16 protein-coding genes are annotated in these 16586 nt (G+C 59.0%); 8 read left to right on the forward strand and 8 right to left on the reverse strand.

Annotated elements, in window-relative coordinates:
• The first annotated feature begins 119 nt into the window (after positions 1–119).
• Together FJD38_RS07320 and FJD38_RS24515 are read left to right on the forward strand one after the other, a co-directional pair.
• Positions 120–1073, forward strand: coding sequence for an adenosine deaminase (locus FJD38_RS07320; RefSeq protein WP_122782788.1), 954 nt, complete (start codon positions 120–122; stop codon positions 1071–1073).
• Positions 1074–1193: 120 nt separating this feature from the next.
• Positions 1194–1364 (forward strand): hypothetical protein, encoded by a 171-nt coding sequence (locus FJD38_RS24515; protein WP_167654251.1) that lies wholly within the window; start codon positions 1194–1196, stop codon positions 1362–1364.
• On the opposite strand, the gene FJD38_RS07325 is transcribed toward FJD38_RS24515, so the two are convergent.
• Together FJD38_RS07325 and FJD38_RS07330 are read right to left on the reverse strand one after the other, a co-directional pair.
• On the reverse strand, positions 1361–2557 hold the full coding sequence (locus FJD38_RS07325) for a multidrug effflux MFS transporter (protein ID WP_146384652.1): 1197 nt from the start codon (positions 2555–2557) through the stop codon (positions 1361–1363). The two genes, FJD38_RS24515 and FJD38_RS07325, sit on opposite strands and share 4 nt — an antisense overlap.
• Positions 2558–3363: 806 nt before the next feature.
• Positions 3364–3564, reverse strand: coding sequence for a heavy-metal-associated domain-containing protein (locus FJD38_RS07330; RefSeq protein WP_122784950.1), 201 nt, complete (start codon positions 3562–3564; stop codon positions 3364–3366).
• A 145-nt stretch (positions 3565–3709) separates the two neighbouring features.
• Between FJD38_RS07330 and FJD38_RS07335 the strand changes: the two genes are divergently transcribed.
• The 3 genes from FJD38_RS07335 (at position 3710) to cueR (ending at position 6978) form a co-directional block, all read left to right on the forward strand.
• Complete coding sequence (locus tag FJD38_RS07335) at positions 3710–4090, forward strand: hypothetical protein (protein WP_122784951.1); 381 nt, start codon at positions 3710–3712, stop codon at positions 4088–4090.
• 97 nt (positions 4091–4187) lie between these two features.
• On the forward strand, positions 4188–6575 hold the full coding sequence (locus tag FJD38_RS07340) for a heavy metal translocating P-type ATPase (RefSeq protein WP_146384654.1): 2388 nt from the start codon (positions 4188–4190) through the stop codon (positions 6573–6575).
• A 13-nt stretch (positions 6576–6588) separates the two neighbouring features.
• The gene (cueR, locus tag FJD38_RS07345; RefSeq protein ID WP_146384656.1) at positions 6589–6978 is read left to right on the forward strand and encodes a Cu(I)-responsive transcriptional regulator; all 390 of its coding nucleotides are present in this window, start codon (positions 6589–6591) and stop codon (positions 6976–6978) included.
• Between the two features lie 120 nt (positions 6979–7098).
• Here the strand turns inward: cueR and FJD38_RS07350 are convergent, their stop codons facing one another.
• Genes FJD38_RS07350 through FJD38_RS07360 form a run of 3 tightly spaced genes read right to left on the reverse strand, consistent with a single transcriptional unit; the run spans position 7099 to position 9850 of the window.
• Complete coding sequence (locus FJD38_RS07350; protein ID WP_122784954.1) at positions 7099–7896, reverse strand: sulfite exporter TauE/SafE family protein; 798 nt, start codon at positions 7894–7896, stop codon at positions 7099–7101.
• 2 nt (positions 7897–7898) lie between these two features.
• Positions 7899–9464, reverse strand: a complete 1566-nt coding sequence (locus FJD38_RS07355; RefSeq protein ID WP_146384658.1) for a bifunctional protein tyrosine phosphatase family protein/NAD(P)/FAD-dependent oxidoreductase — start codon at positions 9462–9464, stop codon at positions 7899–7901.
• 56 nt (positions 9465–9520) lie between these two features.
• Positions 9521–9850, reverse strand: coding sequence for an ArsR/SmtB family transcription factor (locus FJD38_RS07360; RefSeq protein WP_122784956.1), 330 nt, complete (start codon positions 9848–9850; stop codon positions 9521–9523).
• 92 nt (positions 9851–9942) lie between these two features.
• On the opposite strand from FJD38_RS07360, the gene FJD38_RS07365 reads away from it, so the two are divergent.
• Positions 9943–10806, forward strand: a complete 864-nt coding sequence (locus tag FJD38_RS07365; protein WP_146384660.1) for an MBL fold metallo-hydrolase — start codon at positions 9943–9945, stop codon at positions 10804–10806.
• A 60-nt stretch (positions 10807–10866) separates the two neighbouring features.
• Here the strand turns inward: FJD38_RS07365 and FJD38_RS07370 are convergent, their stop codons facing one another.
• Positions 10867–11760: a PA4780 family RIO1-like protein kinase gene (locus tag FJD38_RS07370; RefSeq protein ID WP_122784958.1), complete on the reverse strand. Its 894-nt coding sequence runs from the start codon at positions 11758–11760 to the stop codon at positions 10867–10869.
• A gap of 173 nt (positions 11761–11933) precedes the next feature.
• Complete coding sequence (locus FJD38_RS07375; protein ID WP_146384662.1) at positions 11934–12725, reverse strand: AraC family transcriptional regulator; 792 nt, start codon at positions 12723–12725, stop codon at positions 11934–11936.
• 80 nt (positions 12726–12805) lie between these two features.
• Between FJD38_RS07375 and FJD38_RS07380 the strand changes: the two genes are divergently transcribed.
• Positions 12806–13831 (forward strand): bile acid:sodium symporter family protein, encoded by a 1026-nt coding sequence (locus FJD38_RS07380; RefSeq protein ID WP_146384664.1) that lies wholly within the window; start codon positions 12806–12808, stop codon positions 13829–13831.
• Between the two features lie 4 nt (positions 13832–13835).
• On the opposite strand, the gene FJD38_RS07385 is transcribed toward FJD38_RS07380, so the two are convergent.
• Entirely contained in the window at positions 13836–15110 is a 1275-nt protein-coding gene (locus tag FJD38_RS07385; protein WP_122784961.1) for an acetyl-CoA C-acetyltransferase, read from the reverse strand.
• A gap of 122 nt (positions 15111–15232) precedes the next feature.
• Here FJD38_RS07385 and FJD38_RS07390 point away from each other — a divergent pair, with 122 nt between their 5' ends.
• Complete coding sequence (locus FJD38_RS07390) at positions 15233–16585, forward strand: 3-oxoacyl-ACP reductase (protein ID WP_146384666.1); 1353 nt, start codon at positions 15233–15235, stop codon at positions 16583–16585.
• Position 16586 lies beyond the last annotated feature (1 nt).

A 16586-nucleotide genomic window follows, 5' to 3' on the forward strand; every position in this document is an offset into this window, starting at 1 on the left:
GTCAGGTTTTATGTAACTCGCGGTTACGCGGCTGTAGAATGGCGGGTTTTAAGCGCGCACCGTGGTCGCTTGCGAGCACTGCGAACGCCCTGTTTGCACCTGATGAGATATGAACCGATATGTATGACTGGCTGAACGCCCTGCCAAAAGCAGAACTGCACATGCACCTGGAAGGTTCTCTGGAACCCGAGTTGCTGTTCGCGCTGGCTGAGCGCAATAAAATCGCTTTGCCCTGGAACGACGTTGAAACCTTGCGCAAAGCGTATGCCTTCAACAACCTGCAAGAATTTCTCGACCTGTACTACAAAGGTGCGGACGTACTGCGCACCTCGCAAGACTTCTATGACCTGACCTGGGCGTACCTGCTGCGCTGCAAGGCACAGAACGTTATCCACACCGAACCTTTCTTCGATCCGCAAACCCACACTGACCGTGGCGTTCCGTTCGAAGTGGTGCTCAACGGCATCGCCAGCGCACTCAAGGATGGCGAGCAGCAACTGGGCATTACCAGTGGCCTGATCCTCAGCTTCCTGCGCCACTTGAGCGAAGAACAGGCAGAAAAAACCCTCGACCAGGCACTGCCATTTCGCGATGCGTTTGTTGCCGTGGGTCTCGACAGCTCCGAAATGGGCCACCCGCCGAGCAAGTTCCAGCGCGTGTTTGACCGCGCCCGCCACGAAGGCTTCCTGACCGTGGCCCACGCTGGCGAAGAAGGCCCGCCGGAGTACATCTGGGAAGCGCTGGACCTGCTGAAAATCCAGCGTATTGACCATGGCGTACGCGCCATCGAAGACGAGCGGTTGATGCAGCGCATCATCGACGAACAAATTCCGCTGACCGTGTGCCCGCTGTCCAACACCAAACTGTGCGTGTTCGACCACATGTCTCAGCACAACATCCTTGAGATGCTGGAACGCGGCGTGAAAGTGACCGTCAACTCGGATGACCCGGCTTACTTTGGCGGCTACATGACCGAGAACTTCCACGCGCTGCACACCGATCTGGGCATGACCAAAGAGCAAGCTACGCGCCTGGCGCAAAACGGTCTGGATGCACGACTGATCAAACCCTAAGGGCTGAACGGGATAGAAGCGGCCATTTTTTGACCGTCAGTCAGAGAGTTGATCCCTGGCATTTCCCAGCGAAAAATCAGGCTTACACTGGCCTCCTTTGCAAACTCAAGGAGGCCAGAAATGAAAATCCTGATGAAAGCGTTAGCAAAATCCCGCGATGCCCGATGGCTGGTTCAACTCGACCAGCAGGCCGTCACCTTTCGCAGTGAGGCCGAAGCCCGGGCCTTTGTCGATAAGCTGCAAGCACGCTTGCAAGCCCCGCACTACCTGCCCGAGCGTCTGGTCAGTTAGCTCAACTCTTGAGCGGCGATCCGCGCGGTATAGACGCGCCGGGTCGCCATGGCGAGCACCACAGCCAACACCCCGCACAAGGTGATGACCATTGCCATCGGCATGGCCGTGCCATTGTGTAGCACGCCAACCAGCGACGCGGCCCCAGCCGCCACACTGAACTGCAAGCAACCCAGCATGGCTGAGGCACTGCCGGCGCGTGCGCCCTGCCCGCTCATGGCGCAGGCGGAGGCATTGGGAATGATGCAGCCCAGACTGGCGATGCAGACAAACAACGGGATAAGCAACGGCCACAGTTGTTGGGTGTGCAAGGCACTGACACCCAGCAACACAATCCCCGCAGCCAGATAGATCCAGATCGTACGCGCCAGCAAGAAAGCGGGCCCACGGTTGGCCAACAAGCGAGCATTAATCTGCGCCACCAAAATAAAACCGGCCGCGTTGCTGCCGAACAGCCAGCCGTAATGCTCGGCGGGCACGTCGTAGAGTTTGATAAAGACAAAGGGTGAGCCGGCGATGTAGGCAAACATACCGGCCATTGCGATCCCCCCGGTCAGGGCATGGCCGAGAAACTCGCGATCCTTGAGCAGCCGGCCGTATTGGCGAAGCGCTCCCGACAGCGGCTGACGCGGCACATTATCAGGCAGGCTTTCTGGCAACCCGAGCGCAACGGCCAGCGCCGCCAACGCACTGAAGGCCGTCAAGACGATAAAAATCGACTGCCAGCCATACAGATTGACCAATAGGCCACCCAGCATTGGCGCCAGAATCGGGGCCAACCCCATCACCAGCATCAACTGCGAAAACACCTTGGCCGCACCTACGGAGTCGCACTTGTCGCTGACAATCGCCCGCGACAGCACCATCCCTGCGCAGCCGCCCAGTGCCTGAACAAAGCGCGCACCGATCAGCCACTCCAGCGACGGTGCCAGTGCACAGGCCAGAGACGCCACCGTAAACAGGCCTACACCGACCAATAACGGGATCCGCCGACCGAAGCGGTCAGCGATGGGGCCGTAGATCAGTTGGCCGATGGACAGCCCCAAAAAATACACGGCGAGGGTCAATTGAATCTGTGTTTCGTCGGTCGCAAAAGCGGTCGCCATTGCCGGAAAGCCCGGCAAATAGAAGTCGATGGCCAACGGACCAAAGGCACTCAAGGCACCGAGGATCAAAATGGTTTTAAGGTTCATCAGGTATCCAGATCGAGCTGCGGTTAGCGCAGCTCGACAGTCTAGCTGTGGATACAGAACTTGAACATAACGATAGCGAGCTAGCTAACAAGCCATTAAAGCAGCACACAATCCGTAGCTGCTGACGAAGGCTGCGATTGGGCGCGCAGCGGTCACAAAATCAGGCCACTCGGAAGGTCAGGATTTACGACGGCTTCGCCGCCGGACGCAGCCTGCGGCAGCTGCTACGAAGTTCTGCACCGAGTCGCTGGCGTAATCTGTAGCCGCTGACGAAGGCTGCGATCGAGCGCGCAGCGGTCGCTAACTCAGGCCACTCGGAAGGTCAGGATTTACGACGGCTTCGCCGCCGAACGCAGCCTGCGGCAGCGGCTACGAAGTTCTGCACCGAGTCGCTGGCGTAATCTGTAGCCGCTGACGAAGGCTGCGATCGAGCGCGCGGCGGTCGCAAAATCAGGCCACTCGGAAGGTCAGGATTTACGACGGCTTCGCCGCCGGACGCAGCCTGCGGCAGCTGCTACAACGTTCTGCGCCAAGTCGCTGGCGTAACCTGTAGCCGTTGACGAAGGCTGCGATCGAGCGCGCAGCGGTCGCAAAATCAGACCACTCGGAAGGTCAGGATTTACGACGGCTTCGCCGCCGGACGCAGCTACGAAGTTCTGCACCAAGTCGCTGGCGTAATCTGTAGCCGCTGACGAAGGCTGCGATCGAGCGCGCAGCGGTCGCTAACTCAGGCCACTCGGAAGGTCAGGATTTACGACGGCTTCGCCGCTGGACGCAGCCTGCGGCAGCGGCTACGAATTTCAGACTTAATGTGCAGTGCGCGCATCGTATTGGGCGGTTGTCAGCGCATCAACAAACTCTGTCGAAGGGTGGGTGCTTTCAACCGTGACCTTCTTGGTGGCCAGATCCACCTCGACCTGAGCATTGGGGTCAACCGTCAACACCGCCTTCTTGACGCCATTCACACAGCCACCGCAGGTCATATTCTTGACTTCGTATACGTACATAAGCCTTGCTCCTTGTTTGAGATAGCGACAGCTTTGACCTTACCATCGTGGCAAGGTCAAGCCCCCTTCTGCGATTACGTACTGGCAATCTATACCCTGCTCGGCCAAGCTGAACGCCTTGCTATCGAGAACAGGATACCTAGTCATGCGCTGGTCAACGTTGAGCCTAGTCAGCCTTTTGGGTCTTGCCAGTTTGCCACTGTGGGCAAATGCGGCTCAGGACTATGGGGTGCTGATTATTTCCCGCGAGCGCCTTGAGGTGCCCACCAATTGCGAAATCGGCATCTATATAGATGACCAGTTGGCCGGACGTTTGTTTCAGGAACAATCGCTCTCCTTCAATCTGCCGGCCGGTAACGTCGGTATTCGTCTCAAGCTACTGCCGGGCCAGGCGCCCGGTTGCTTGCCAGGCATGCTGGTGCCTCCCGCGCAGCAATTCACCTTGAAAGCCGGTGACGTCGTTAAATACCGCATGGCCCTGGGCAAAGATGGCGTTTACCTCAAGCCGGCCGCCTTGGGCTATTGAAACCCGCACAAGTGACTACAGTAATGGTCAACAAGAAGCCTTGACCTTGCCATCGGGTCAAGGTTGATTCTATGGAGAGATAACTTCTTGAGGAGGACTGCTTGTGTCCACTACTTTCGATCTGCCGATTGCCGGCATGACCTGTGCCAGTTGCGCAGGGCGTGTCGAAAAAGCGCTGGCCAAAGTGCCGGGTGTCAGCTCGGTCAGTGTCAATCTGGCCACTGAACAGGCGCGCGTAGAAGCCCCGTCCGAAAGCTTGCCGGCATTGATTGAGGCCGTTCAGCAAGCCGGCTACAGCGTTCCGTCCAGCAGTCTGGAACTGGACATCAGCGGCATGACGTGCGCCTCGTGCGCGGGGCGCGTCGAAAAAGCGCTGGCCAAGGTTCCCGGGGTCAAATCGGTCAGCGTCAACCTTGCCAGCGAGCGGGCTCACGTCGAACTGCTCGGCCACGTAGACCCGACACTTCTGATCAACGCGGTCAGCCAGGCGGGCTATAGCGCCAGCCTGCACGAAAACCAGCAGGCCACCCAGGACGACCAACAACACCGTCTACACCGTGAGCGCTGGGCCTTGATCCTGGCGATCGTTTTGGCACTGCCGCTCGTACTGCCCATGCTGCTGGCGCCGTTTGGCGTGCACTGGATGCTGCCCGCCTGGGCTCAATTCATACTCGCCACACCCGTGCAATTTATTCTCGGCGCGCGCTTTTATGTGGCGGCCTGGAAGGCCGTTAAAGCCGGTGCAGGCAATATGGACCTCTTGGTCGCCCTTGGTACCAGCGCCGGTTATGGCTTGAGCCTGTACGAGTGGGCCATTGCCAAACCCGGCGAGATGCCGCACTTGTATTTTGAAGCGTCGGCCGTGGTGATAGCACTGGTGCTGCTGGGCAAATACCTCGAAAGCCGCGCCAAGCGGCAGACCGCCAGCGCCATCCGCGCCCTCGAAGCGTTGCGGCCTGAGCGCGCCTTGCGAGTGGTCGACGGTCAGGAACAGGATGTTGCCATCAGCGAACTGCGCATCAATGATCTAGTGCTGGTCAAACCCGGCGAGCGTTTCCCGGTGGACGGAGAAGTGGTCGAAGGTCAAAGCCACGCCGATGAAGCCTTGATCAGCGGCGAGAGCTTGCCCGTGCCCAAACAGCCCGGCGATAAAGTCACCGGCGGCGCCATCAACGGCGAAGGCCGATTGGTCATCAGAACCCTGGCGCTGGGCACAGAAACCGTACTGGCGCGCATTATTCGTCTGGTCGAAGATGCCCAGGCAGCCAAGGCACCGATCCAGAAACTGGTGGATAAAGTCAGCCAGATTTTTGTTCCGGTGGTGCTGTTGATTGCCCTCGCCACCCTGATCGGCTGGTGGCTGTATGGCGCGCCAATTGAAACAGCACTGATCAACGCCGTCGCCGTGCTGGTGATTGCTTGCCCCTGCGCCCTGGGGTTGGCAACACCTACCGCCATCATGGCCGGCACCGGTGTGGCCGCCCGTCACGGGATTCTGATCAAAGATGCCGAAGCCCTGGAGCGGGCCCACGAAGTCAGCGCGGTGGTGTTCGACAAAACTGGCACCTTGACCTCCGGCACACCGCAGATCGCTCATTTGCGGGCGGTTGACGGTGAGGACAGTCAGGTTTTACAAGCCGCGGGGGCTTTGCAACGCGGCAGCGAACACCCGCTGGCCAAAGCCGTTCTGGACGCCTGCACCGCACGTGATCTCGAAGTGCCCAATGTCACGCAGAGCCAATCTTTGACCGGACGCGGCATTGCCGGCACGCTGGCGGGCCGTCGTTTAGCCTTGGGCAATCGCCGCCTGCTGGAAGAGTCCGGTCTGACACCTGGCGCGATGGCCGACTCAGCCGCCGCATGGGAGGCCGAAGGTCGTACGCTGTCATGGTTGATCGAGCAAAGCCCACAGCCGCAGGTTCTGGGGCTGTTTGCCTTTGGCGACACACTGAAAGCTGGAGCCCTGGCCGCGATTCAACAACTCAATGCGCTGCATATCAGCAGCCACTTGTTGACCGGCGACAACCGTGGCAGCGCCAAGGTGGTGGCCGAGGCGCTGGGCATCACCGATGTACACGCCGAAGTGCTGCCCGCCGACAAAGCGGCCACTGTGAGCGAGCTGAAAAAAACCGGCGTTGTGGCCATGGTGGGCGATGGCATCAACGACGCACCCGCACTGGCGGCGGCGGACATTGGCATTGCGATGGGCGGCGGTACCGACGTAGCCATGCATGCCGCCGGGATTACACTGATGCGCGGTGACCCACGATTGGTGCCCGCCGCACTGGAAATCAGCCGCAAAACCTACGCCAAGATCCGGCAAAATCTGTTCTGGGCGTTTATCTACAACGTGGTAGGCATACCCCTGGCCGCCTTCGGCTTCCTGAACCCCGTGCTGGCGGGCGCAGCGATGGCCTTTTCCAGTGTGAGCGTGGTCAGCAATGCGTTGCTGTTGAAATTCTGGAAACCCAAGGACCTTGAGTGAGGAGGCATCTTTCATGAACATCGGCCAAGCCGCTAAACACAGCGGCTTGAGCGCCAAAATGATTCGCTACTACGAATCCATTGGTTTGCTCAAACCGGCGAATCGCAGCGACAGCGGCTACCGCCTGTACAGCAGCGATGACCTGCATACGCTGGCGTTCATCAAACGCTCGCGCGACCTGGGCTTCTCACTGGAGGAAGTCGGCAAACTGCTGACGCTGTGGCAGGATCGCCAACGGGCCAGTGGCGATGTCAAAGCACTGGCACGACAGCACATTGAAGAGCTGAACCAGAAAATCACCGAACTCAGCAGCTTGCGTGACACCCTGGAGGAACTGGTGCAAAGCTGCCAGGGCGATCACCGCCCTGACTGCCCGATCCTCAAGGATCTGGCGGCTGGCTGATGAACAAACCTGTAGCCGCTGTCGCAGGCTGCGTTCGGCGGCGTAGCCGTCGTCAATAAGGGTTATTCGGCAAACCGGTTTTACGATTGCTTCGCAACCGAACGCAGCCTTCGGCAGCTGCTACGAGATCAGAGCCACCTTGACCAACATCAGCACGCTGACGATGGCACACACGACGGCAAAGCCCTGCTGCATTCGTTTGCCTGAGACTTTGGGGGCTATCAGCCGACCTACGATCATCCCGGCCAATGTCGCGCCGATGAACACCGAGGCTTCACCCGACAGGCTCACGCCCTGATACAACAAGTGAGCCAAGGTGCCCAACGACACCAGGGCCACCACCATCAGCGAGGTGGCAACGATGCCGTGCATCGGTACATCACTGAAGCGACGGAACGCAGGCACGATCAAAAAACCGCCCCCCACACCCAGCAAGCCCGTGAGCAAGCCCGATACCGCACCGATACAGGCCAGCGTGGTGGAGCATTTGGTATCCCACACCAACCGGCCTGTGTCGGGGTTAATCCGGCAGTTTTTGCCGTGCGCCGCGTCGATCTCTGAACAACCGTCAGCGGCCTGGCGGAACATCCGCCCGGAAACGAACATCATGATCGCGGCAAATAAGGTCATCAGCGCCGCGGCAGGCAACAACTTGGCCAGGTAAAGCCCCACCGGAGAGGCCAGCCAGCCAGCACCCGCCATCAACCCGGCCGCCTTGTAACGCACCAGCCCTTTGCGCAACCCGTCGAGCGCACCGACTGCTGCCGCCATGCCGACGGCCAACAATGCCACCGGAGTGGCTTCAAGCAACGTCCAGCCCAGCCCCAAGGTCAATGCGGGGATCGCCAATATGCCACCGCCTGCGCCCGTCAGTCCGAGCAGCAAGCCCACCAGCACGCCCAACAGGATAATCAACATACTCAGTCCGGTTTGCAGTCAGTGAACCACTCTCGGCCCTTGAGCATGCCATGCCAGTAGAACCACGGCAGTAGCGTGGCTTTGAGCAGCCAGGCCGATTTGCGCGCCACGGTCGGGTCCAGTGGGAAGGTGGGGAGCAATTTCCCGCCATAACCAAACTCGGCCAGAATCACTTTGCCTTTTTCCACCGTCAGCGGGCATGAACCATACCCGTCATAACGTTTGGGCAACGGCGCATTACTGCGCAACGCCAGCAGGTTGTCAGCGACCACCACCACTTGCTTGCGAGCTGCCGCCGCTGTTTTGGCATTGGTGGTGTTACACACATCACCCAAGGCAAATATTTCGGGATAACGCGGGTGTTGCAAGGTCGCCGGATCGGTCTCGAACCAGCCCGCCTGATCAGCCAACTCACTGCGCCGAATGACATCGGGCGCTTGTTGAGGCGGCACGACATGCAACAGGTCGAAGGATTTCTCAACACGGGTCACTTGACCGGCAGCGTCTGTCACCTCAAACCAGGCCTTTTTGTTGGGCCCATCCACCTTGACCAGATTGGACTGGAAGGCCAATTGGGCGTTGTAGGCCTGAACGTATTTCATCAATGGCGGCACAAAGGTGGGAACGCCGAATAACACCGCGCCTGCCAGATTGAACTCCACCGCAATCGAATCCAGTACCCCTTGCTTGCGCCAATAATCGCAGGACAGGTACATGGCTTTTTGCGGAGCGCCTGCACATTTGATCGGCATGCCCGGTTGGGTGAATAAAGCTTTGCCGCCACGCAGGTTGCGTACCAGCTCCCAGGTGTACGGAGCCAGATCGTGGCGATAGTTGGACGTCACCCCGTTTTTACCCAACGTTTCTTCAAGGCCTTCGATGTTCTCCCAGGCCAGTTGCAAGCCGGGGCAGACGATCAATTGCTGATAGCCCAGCTCGGTGCCATCGCACAGCAACACGACCTTGCGTTGCGGGGCAAAGGCCGACAGTGACGCTTTGATCCAGACCGCAGCTTTGGGCATCACCTGCGCGGTAGGGCGCACGGTGTCCTTGACATCGTAGGCACCACCGCCAACCAGCGTCCACGCGGGCTGATAGTAATGCTCGCTATTGGGTTCGATAACGGCGATGCGCAACGAAGCGTTACGTTTAAGCAGGCTGGCCGTGACGGAGATCCCCGCCGAGCCGCCACCCACGACGACCACATCGTATTGCTTGAGCTCACGCGCAGGTTGCGTGGCGGCTTCGTAAAGCTTTGATGAGCGATTGCCCGTTCGGCAGTAGGCCAGAACAGGTTTAGGCAATTCGTTGAGCAGTTGGCGCAACTGCGCAGCTTGTTCAGGCGTCGCGCCCGTAGTCAGCACCGGCAAGTAAACGAAGCTCAGGCCAACCGCGTGCGCTGCCTGCTCAATCGCAGTGTGGTCTGGTTGCTGTGGCCCGCCTTCATGGTCAGGTCGATTGCAGATCACAGTGCGAAAACCCTGTGCCGCCAACACGGTGAGATCCGCAGGATCAATCTGCCCTGCCACCGAAAATGACGCGTCGATTCGCTTGATGCTTTGCTCCATTGAGCGCTCCAGTCACAACAAAATAAATGGAATAAGCCGGCAGGGAACCCGCCGCGTCACTTTTTCAGGGCTTGCCCGCAATACAGCCCCGACAAGGTCTGCATCACAGAAACCACTTCAAAACTGGCGAGTGAATAAAAAATGTACTTGCCCATCCGTCGCGTATTGACCATGCCTTCATCGCGCAGCACACCAAGCTGTTGCGACAGCGTGGGCTGGCGAATGCCTGTCAGTGCTTCAAGTTCGCCTACATTGCGTTCACCTTGGGTGAGCTGGCAGAGCAACAATAGCCGGTCTTCATTGGCCAATGCTTTGAGCAGGGTGCAGGCTTTGGAAGCAGAGTCGCGCAACAGGCCGATTTCTTCGTGGGTGAGTTGAGCAGACATGGAACGCTCCGTGACGTGATGGTCGACAGTCTACGACCCGATAATATATGTTTCAATATATTGAATACTTATTGATCTGCGCGAGGCCATTCATGCACCCCGACATTCAAGGATTTTTCGACCCTGCGACCTCGACTGTAAGCTATGTGGTCTATGCCGCAGGCCAAGAGGAATGCGCGATCATCGACCCGGTGCTCGACTACGATGCCGCTGCCGGGAGAATCAGCACTGTCAGCGCCGATAACATCGCCGCCTTTGTCCAGGCCAAAGGTTTGAAAGTGCAGTGGCTGCTGGAGACCCATGCCCATGCCGACCATTTGTCTGCCAGCGCCTACCTGAAACGCACCCTGGGCGGTCAGATCGGCATTGGCGCGGCAATCACTCAGGTTCAGGGCGTATTTCGCGATATTTACAACCTGGAACCTGAGTTCAAGCTGGACGGTTCCCAGTTCGACCGCCTGTTCGAAGCAGACGCCGAGTTCCAGATTGGGCGATTGAACGTGCGGGCGCTGCATGTACCAGGGCACACCCCGGCTGACATGGCGTATCAGGTTGAAGGCGACAACCTGTTCGTCGGTGACACGCTGTTCATGCCCGATGTGGGCACCGCGCGCTGTGACTTCCCGGGGGGCGATGCGCAGCAGTTGTACCTTTCGATCAAGCGTCTGCTGGCCTTTCCCGACTCAACGCGACTGTTTATGTGCCATGACTATCCACCCGCAGGGCGAGAAGCCTCGTGGGTAACTACCGTGCATGAACAGCGCGCCAGCAATATCCACGTTAACGACCGCATTGATCTGGCGGGCTTTGTCGACATGCGCACTGCCCGCGATGCAACCTTGGGTGTTCCGGCGCTGCTGATTCCGGCCATCCAGGTGAACATTCGCGCCGGCAACCTGCCACCTGCCGATGAAAGCGGCTTGCACAGCCTGAAGATTCCGCTGAACCGGTTTTGAAATCCGGGCAATTGCAAGGCACAAAAAATCCGGCCGAAGCCGGATTTTTTATTCATCGAATCACTGCATCCAGGGCGGAGGCGGCTCTTCGGTTTTACTCGGCGGGGCATCGTCTGCCGCCCGAACGGCCTGACGAAACGCTTCGTCCAGACGGGCCGCTTCGATCTCGCGCATCACACCGCCCACATCAGCCAGCTCGTCCGGCTCGTCAAACTCGCCGGTCAATACGCTGCCCGGGTGCAAGGTAGCCGCTTCGTAAAGCGCCCACATTTCCTTGGCGTACTTGGTGGTCTTCAACTCGGGGGCAAATCGTCCGAAATAGGACGCCATGTTGCCCACGTCACGCTCCAGCATGGTGAACGCGTGGTTATTGCCTGCAGCATCGACCGCTTGCGGCAAGTCAATAATCACCGGGCCGGTCGGCGTGAGCAGCACATTGAACTCGGACAAGTCACCGTGAACCAACCCCGTGCACAACATCAGCACGATCTGTTGAATCAGGAAGGCGTGGTACTCGCGGGCTTGATCCGGTTCCAGCACCACGTCGTTCAGACGCGGAGCGGCATCGCCGTACTCATCCGCTACCAGTTCCATCAACAGCACGCCTTCAAGGAAGTCGAACGGCTTGGGAACGCGAACACCGGCGCCCGCCAGACGGAACAGTGCAGCCACTTCGGCATTTTGCCAGGCGTCTTCGGTCTCTTTGCGGCCGAACTTCGAGCCCTTGGCCATCGCTCGGGCCTGACGGCTGTTGCGAACCTTGCGACCCTCCTGATACTCGGCGGCCTGACGGAAACTACGTTTGTTAGCCTCCTTATAAACCTTGGCGCACCGTAGCTCATTGCCACAGCGGACTACGTACACAGCTGCTTCTTTGCCACTCATGAGTGGGCGCAGCACCTCGTCGATCAGACCGTCTTCGATCAGGGCTTCTAAGCGTTTTGGAGTCTTCATCAGCTTTTATTGTGGGTCCTTTGTTACCAAACACGCGAAAGTCATTCGTTATACGGCAATCCACTCGTTACGGGGAGAGGGGAACCGCGTTAAGCGTCGCTTGTTTACACTCCCTCTGTCCAAAAAATCCAGAGGCTGGCGTCCTGCGCCATGCGTTCCGGATGATAGACGAATCACTGCCTGAATAATTCGCCCGGCGTAAACCCGAACATTTTTTTAAAGGCGGCAATAAAGGCCGAGGTCGAGTCGTACCCGCACGATAACGCAGCTCCGGTCACGCTGACACCCTCCTCCAGCACTCGCAGTGAGGACAGCAAGCGCATGCGCTGACGCCAACTGCGAAAGCTCAAACCAGTTTCCCGGTCGAATAAACGCATCAGGGTTTTTTCTGAAGTTCCCAGCCGCTGCGCCCATTGGCTCAAACTCACTTCTGCATCCGGGCATTCGATCAGCTCATTGCACAAGGCCAGTAACCGGGCATGACGCGGCAATGGCAGCGAGAACCCCACCTCGGTCAAGTCGGCCAACTGGTCGAGCAGTACTTGAACCAAGCGCTCTTCAGGGCTGCCTCCCTCTGGGTATTGCACCGGTAAAGCGCAGAAGCGCTTGATCAACTCACGGGCCAACGGCGTGACTTCCAGCACCCGGCAATGGGTGGGCGCCCATCGGCAAACCTCGGGCCGCACATACAAGCTGCGCATTTCTGCGCGAGTCGAGGTCAACACCTCATGCTCCAGCCCGGCCGGAATCCAGATACCCCACTGCGGCGGCGCGAAGAAACTGCCTTCGTCGGTATGGACACCCAATACGCCGCTGATGGCGTACGAAAACTGCACCCAGTCATGCCGATGACGCGGCGTCCACGACCCAGCCCCCAGACTCTCAGACCGGGCATACAGCGGTCGCGGTAAAGCATCGAGCTGTGGAATCGCCCTTGGCGCGCCACGCTGTCCGTTAGTCGGCATTGGTTGGCCTTATGTCGCAAGACGTCAGTGAAGCCCGACGTTAGGCTAAGTTATCAATTCTTACAATATTCGAGTCCCCCATGCCTGTGCTCAAACACCTCAAACGTCTGTTCACTGACTGGTTTCTGTGCGGGATGCTGCTAGCGACCTTTCTCGCGTATGTGTTTCCGAAGTTCGGCAGTAGCGGCGGCGCCATGCACGCTGAATGGGTCATCAACATCGGTGTGTTTCTGGTTTTTTTCCTGCATGGGGTCAACCTGTCCAGCGAGCAGATCAGCCACGGCCTTAAGAACATCCGCCTGCACATGATGGTGCAAGGCTTTACGTTTATTGTCTTCCCGCTGATCTGGTTGATCGCCGACAAACTGCTGGGCAGCCATATTCCGCCCTTGCTGATGCTGGGTTTCTTCTACTTGTGCGCCCTGCCTTCAACCATTTCGTCCTCGGTGGCTCTGACCGGCAGCGCAGGCGGAAACGTGCCGGCGGCGATTCTCAACGCCAGCCTGTCCAGCGTACTGGGGATATTCCTGACTCCGCTGCTGGTCAGTTTCGTCGTGGGCAGCGGTGCCGGCGGGATTGACCTGGGCTCAACCTTGCTCGACCTGTGCGCCATGCTGTTGCTGCCCTTGGTGCTGGGCCAATTGGTGCGCCCGTGGTTGGGTCGCTTCTTCGCTCGCCATAAGCGCTACACCAACATCGTCGACAAACTGGTGATTCTGCTGTTGGTGTATGCCGCGTTCTGCAACTCGATGGTCTCGGGCATGTGGCAGCAACAAGGCACCTCCGTGATTGTCAGCGCGCTGGTGGGCAGTGCGCTCCTGCTCGCGATCATCTTGTGGTTGACCACTCGCACCGCTCGCGCCCTGAAATTCAGTACCCCCGATGAAATTGCCGCCGTGTTTTGCGCCAGCAAGAAATCATTGGCCGCCGGAGCGCCGATGGCCGCGCTGATCTTCGGCGCCAACCCCGGTCTGGGCCTGATTCTGCTGCCGATCATGATTTACCATCCGCTGCAGCTGATCGTCTGTTCGGTGATGGCTGAAAGCTACGCCAGCCGCAGCCGCGAAGAAGCACTGCTGGCGCAGAACGCACTGCCTGCGCAATAAAGCTTCATCGCTCAAGAATGGCGGTCACGCCCTGACCGCCCGCAGCGCAGATAGAGATCAGCCCCCGGCCTTGCCCGGCAGTGGCGAGCAACTTGGACAAATTGGTCACGATCCGCCCGCCCGTGGCCGCAAACGGATGCCCAACGGCCAGTGAACTGCCTTTGACGTTGAGTTTGCTACGGTCAATCGACCCCAGCGGTGCCTCAAGGCCAAGACGGCTTTTGCAGTAGGCTGCGTCCTCCCAGGCTTTCAAGGTGCAGAGCACCTGTGCGGCAAACGCCTCGTGTATCTCGTAGTAGTCAAAGTCTTGCAAGGTCAGGCCATTACGCGCCAGCAATCGCGGCACCGCATACACCGGAGCCATCAGCAAACCTTCGGCGCCATGCACGAAATCCACGGCCGCAGTTTCGCCATCGCGCAGATAAGCCAAAATGGGGAGCCCACGCTCCTTGGCCCATTCTTCACTGCCCAATAACACGACGGCCGCACCGTCTGTCAGCGGGGTTGAGTTACCCGCCGTCAACGTGCCTTTGGCACTGCGTTCAAACACGGGCTTGAGCGCGGCCAGCTTCTCCATCGTCAGATCAGCACGCAGGTTGTTATCGCGGCTCAGGCCTCTGAACGGCGTGAGCAGATCATCTTCCCAGCCAGCGTGATAGGCCCGGGTCAATGCCTGATGGCTGTGCAAAGCCAATTCATCCTGCTCAACCCGGGGGATGCTCCAGGTTTGTGCCATCAACTCACAGTGCTGGCCCATAGACAGCCCTGTGCGTGGCTCGCCCTTGCGCGGGAACTCCGGCTTTAAAAAGCCGGGGCGCAGTTGCAGCAAACTCTTGAATTTATCCACAGGGGATTTAGTGCGATTGAACTGCAACAGCCATTTGCGCAGCCCGTCATTGAGGCCAATCGGCGCATCAGAGGTGGTGTCGACACCTCCGGCCACCGCACAGTCGATTTGCCCCAGGGCAATTTTATTGGCCACCAGCAACACCGCTTCAAGCCCTGTGCCGCAGGCTTGTTGAATGTCATAAGCCGGTGTTTGCGGCGACAGGCGCGAACCCAGCACACACTCGCGGGTCAGGCTGAAATCGCGCGAATCCTTGAGTACCGCCCCGGCCACCACTTCGCCCAGACGCTGCCCGTGCAGGTTGTAACGCTCAATCAACCCTTCAAGCGCGGCCGTCAGCATGTCCTGATTACTGGCGGTCGCATACGGCCCGTTGGACCGCGCAAACGGGATTCGGTTACCGCCAATAATGGCGACACGACGCAGACTCATACGATTCACCCTATTCTCTTATGAACTTTGATCGGTACAAGCGTAGGTCTTATCGCTAAGAACGAACGACTATCGCTTGTGTGTGGTCAACCTTTTGAACCCCATCAGTCGGAGAGTGTTCCATGTCAGACCGTTATATTGACTTCGTCAACTCATCCCTCGGCCAGCGACTGGTCGGCGCGTTGGGGCTGCCGTCACCGGTGCGACTGGAACGCTGGCAAGCTGGGCGCCTGCGCCCCATCGAAGGGCCTCTGCTGATTGGCGGCGGCGCTTTGGCCGAACAGGTGAACCGCTTTGCTGCCAAGCTCACCGACACGGTATTCAGTTATGGCCCTGAGCCGTTGGTCGCCTCGCCCTGGATTCCCGGCACCGGGCCCAAAGTCAAAGCGGTGGTGTTTGACGCCAGCGAACTGCTGCATACCGACCAGCTCAAGCAGCTGCGTGAATTCTTCCAGCCCTTGATGCGCAGCCTTGAGCACAGCGCCCACGTGGTGATTCTGGGCCGCGCTCCGCAAACGTTGAGCGATCCCTTTGCCGCAAGCGCTCAGCGAGCCCTTGAAGGCTTTAGCCGCTCGCTGGCCAAAGAACTGCGCAATGGCGCCACCTTGCAATTGCTGTACGTCGACGAAGGGGCTGAAGCCCAACTGGAAGGGGCACTGCGCTTTTTCCTGTCACCTAAAAGTGCCTATATCAGTGGCCAAGTCATTCGCCTGAATGCCTGCGGGTCACAGGTCGCAGACTGGACACGGCCTTTGGCCGGACGCAAGGCGCTGGTGACTGGCGCCGCTCGCGGTATTGGTGCGTCCATTGCCGAAACACTGGCTCGAGACGGCGCCGAAGTCATCCTGCTCGATGTGCCCGCCACCAAAAGTGACCTTGATGCACTGGCCGCCCGCTTGGGCGCGAACAGCATCGCGCTGGATATTTGCGCCCCTGACGCCCCTGCCCGCCTCATCGAACAGTTGCCTGAAGGCGTCGACATTGTGGTGCATAACGCGGGCATCACCCGTGACAAAACCCTGGCCAACATGACCCCTGAGTTTTGGGATGCGGTGATTGCCGTCAACCTCAACGCGCCTCAAGTGCTGACCAAAGCCCTGCTCGACAGCGGGACCCTGCGTGATAACGGCCGGGTCATTCTGCTCGCCTCCATCAGTGGCATTGCCGGCAATCGGGGTCAGACCAACTACGCCGCCAGCAAAGCCGGGCTGATCGGTTTGGCACAGGCGTGGGCCCCTGTGTTGAGCGAACGTGGCATCAGCATCAACGCTGTGGCACCCGGTTTTATCGAAACTCAAATGACCGCGCATATTCCCTTTGCCCTGCGTGAAGCGGGTCGGCGCATGAGCTCGTTAGGCCAGGGCGGTCAACCGCAAGATGTTGCCGAAGCTGTCGCCTGGCTCAGCCAGCCGGGTTCGGGCGCTGTGACCGGGCAAGCCTTGCGGGTATGCGGCCAAAGCGTATTGGGAGCATGAA

The organism is Pseudomonas saxonica, assembly GCF_007858365.1.
Taxonomy (GTDB): Bacteria; Pseudomonadota; Gammaproteobacteria; order Pseudomonadales; family Pseudomonadaceae; genus Aquipseudomonas; species Aquipseudomonas saxonica.

Coding starts and splice junctions, on each gene's coding strand:
- FJD38_RS07320 (WP_122782788.1), top strand. CDS start 120: ATGTATGACTGGCTGAACGCCCTGCCAAAAGCAGAACTGCACATGCAC.
- FJD38_RS24515 (WP_167654251.1), top strand. CDS start 1,194: ATGAAAATCCTGATGAAAGCGTTAGCAAAATCCCGCGATGCCCGATGG.
- FJD38_RS07325 (WP_146384652.1), bottom strand. CDS start 2,557: ATGAACCTTAAAACCATTTTGATCCTCGGTGCCTTGAGTGCCTTTGGT.
- FJD38_RS07330 (WP_122784950.1), bottom strand. CDS start 3,564: ATGTACGTATACGAAGTCAAGAATATGACCTGCGGTGGCTGTGTGAAT.
- FJD38_RS07335 (WP_122784951.1), top strand. CDS start 3,710: ATGCGCTGGTCAACGTTGAGCCTAGTCAGCCTTTTGGGTCTTGCCAGT.
- cueR (WP_146384656.1), top strand. CDS start 6,589: ATGAACATCGGCCAAGCCGCTAAACACAGCGGCTTGAGCGCCAAAATG.
- FJD38_RS07350 (WP_122784954.1), bottom strand. CDS start 7,896: ATGTTGATTATCCTGTTGGGCGTGCTGGTGGGCTTGCTGCTCGGACTG.
- FJD38_RS07355 (WP_146384658.1), bottom strand. CDS start 9,464: ATGGAGCAAAGCATCAAGCGAATCGACGCGTCATTTTCGGTGGCAGGG.
- FJD38_RS07360 (WP_122784956.1), bottom strand. CDS start 9,850: ATGTCTGCTCAACTCACCCACGAAGAAATCGGCCTGTTGCGCGACTCT.
- FJD38_RS07365 (WP_146384660.1), top strand. CDS start 9,943: ATGCACCCCGACATTCAAGGATTTTTCGACCCTGCGACCTCGACTGTA.
- FJD38_RS07370 (WP_122784958.1), bottom strand. CDS start 11,760: ATGAAGACTCCAAAACGCTTAGAAGCCCTGATCGAAGACGGTCTGATC.
- FJD38_RS07375 (WP_146384662.1), bottom strand. CDS start 12,725: ATGCCGACTAACGGACAGCGTGGCGCGCCAAGGGCGATTCCACAGCTC.
- FJD38_RS07380 (WP_146384664.1), top strand. CDS start 12,806: ATGCCTGTGCTCAAACACCTCAAACGTCTGTTCACTGACTGGTTTCTG.
- FJD38_RS07385 (WP_122784961.1), bottom strand. CDS start 15,110: ATGAGTCTGCGTCGTGTCGCCATTATTGGCGGTAACCGAATCCCGTTT.
- FJD38_RS07390 (WP_146384666.1), top strand. CDS start 15,233: ATGTCAGACCGTTATATTGACTTCGTCAACTCATCCCTCGGCCAGCGA.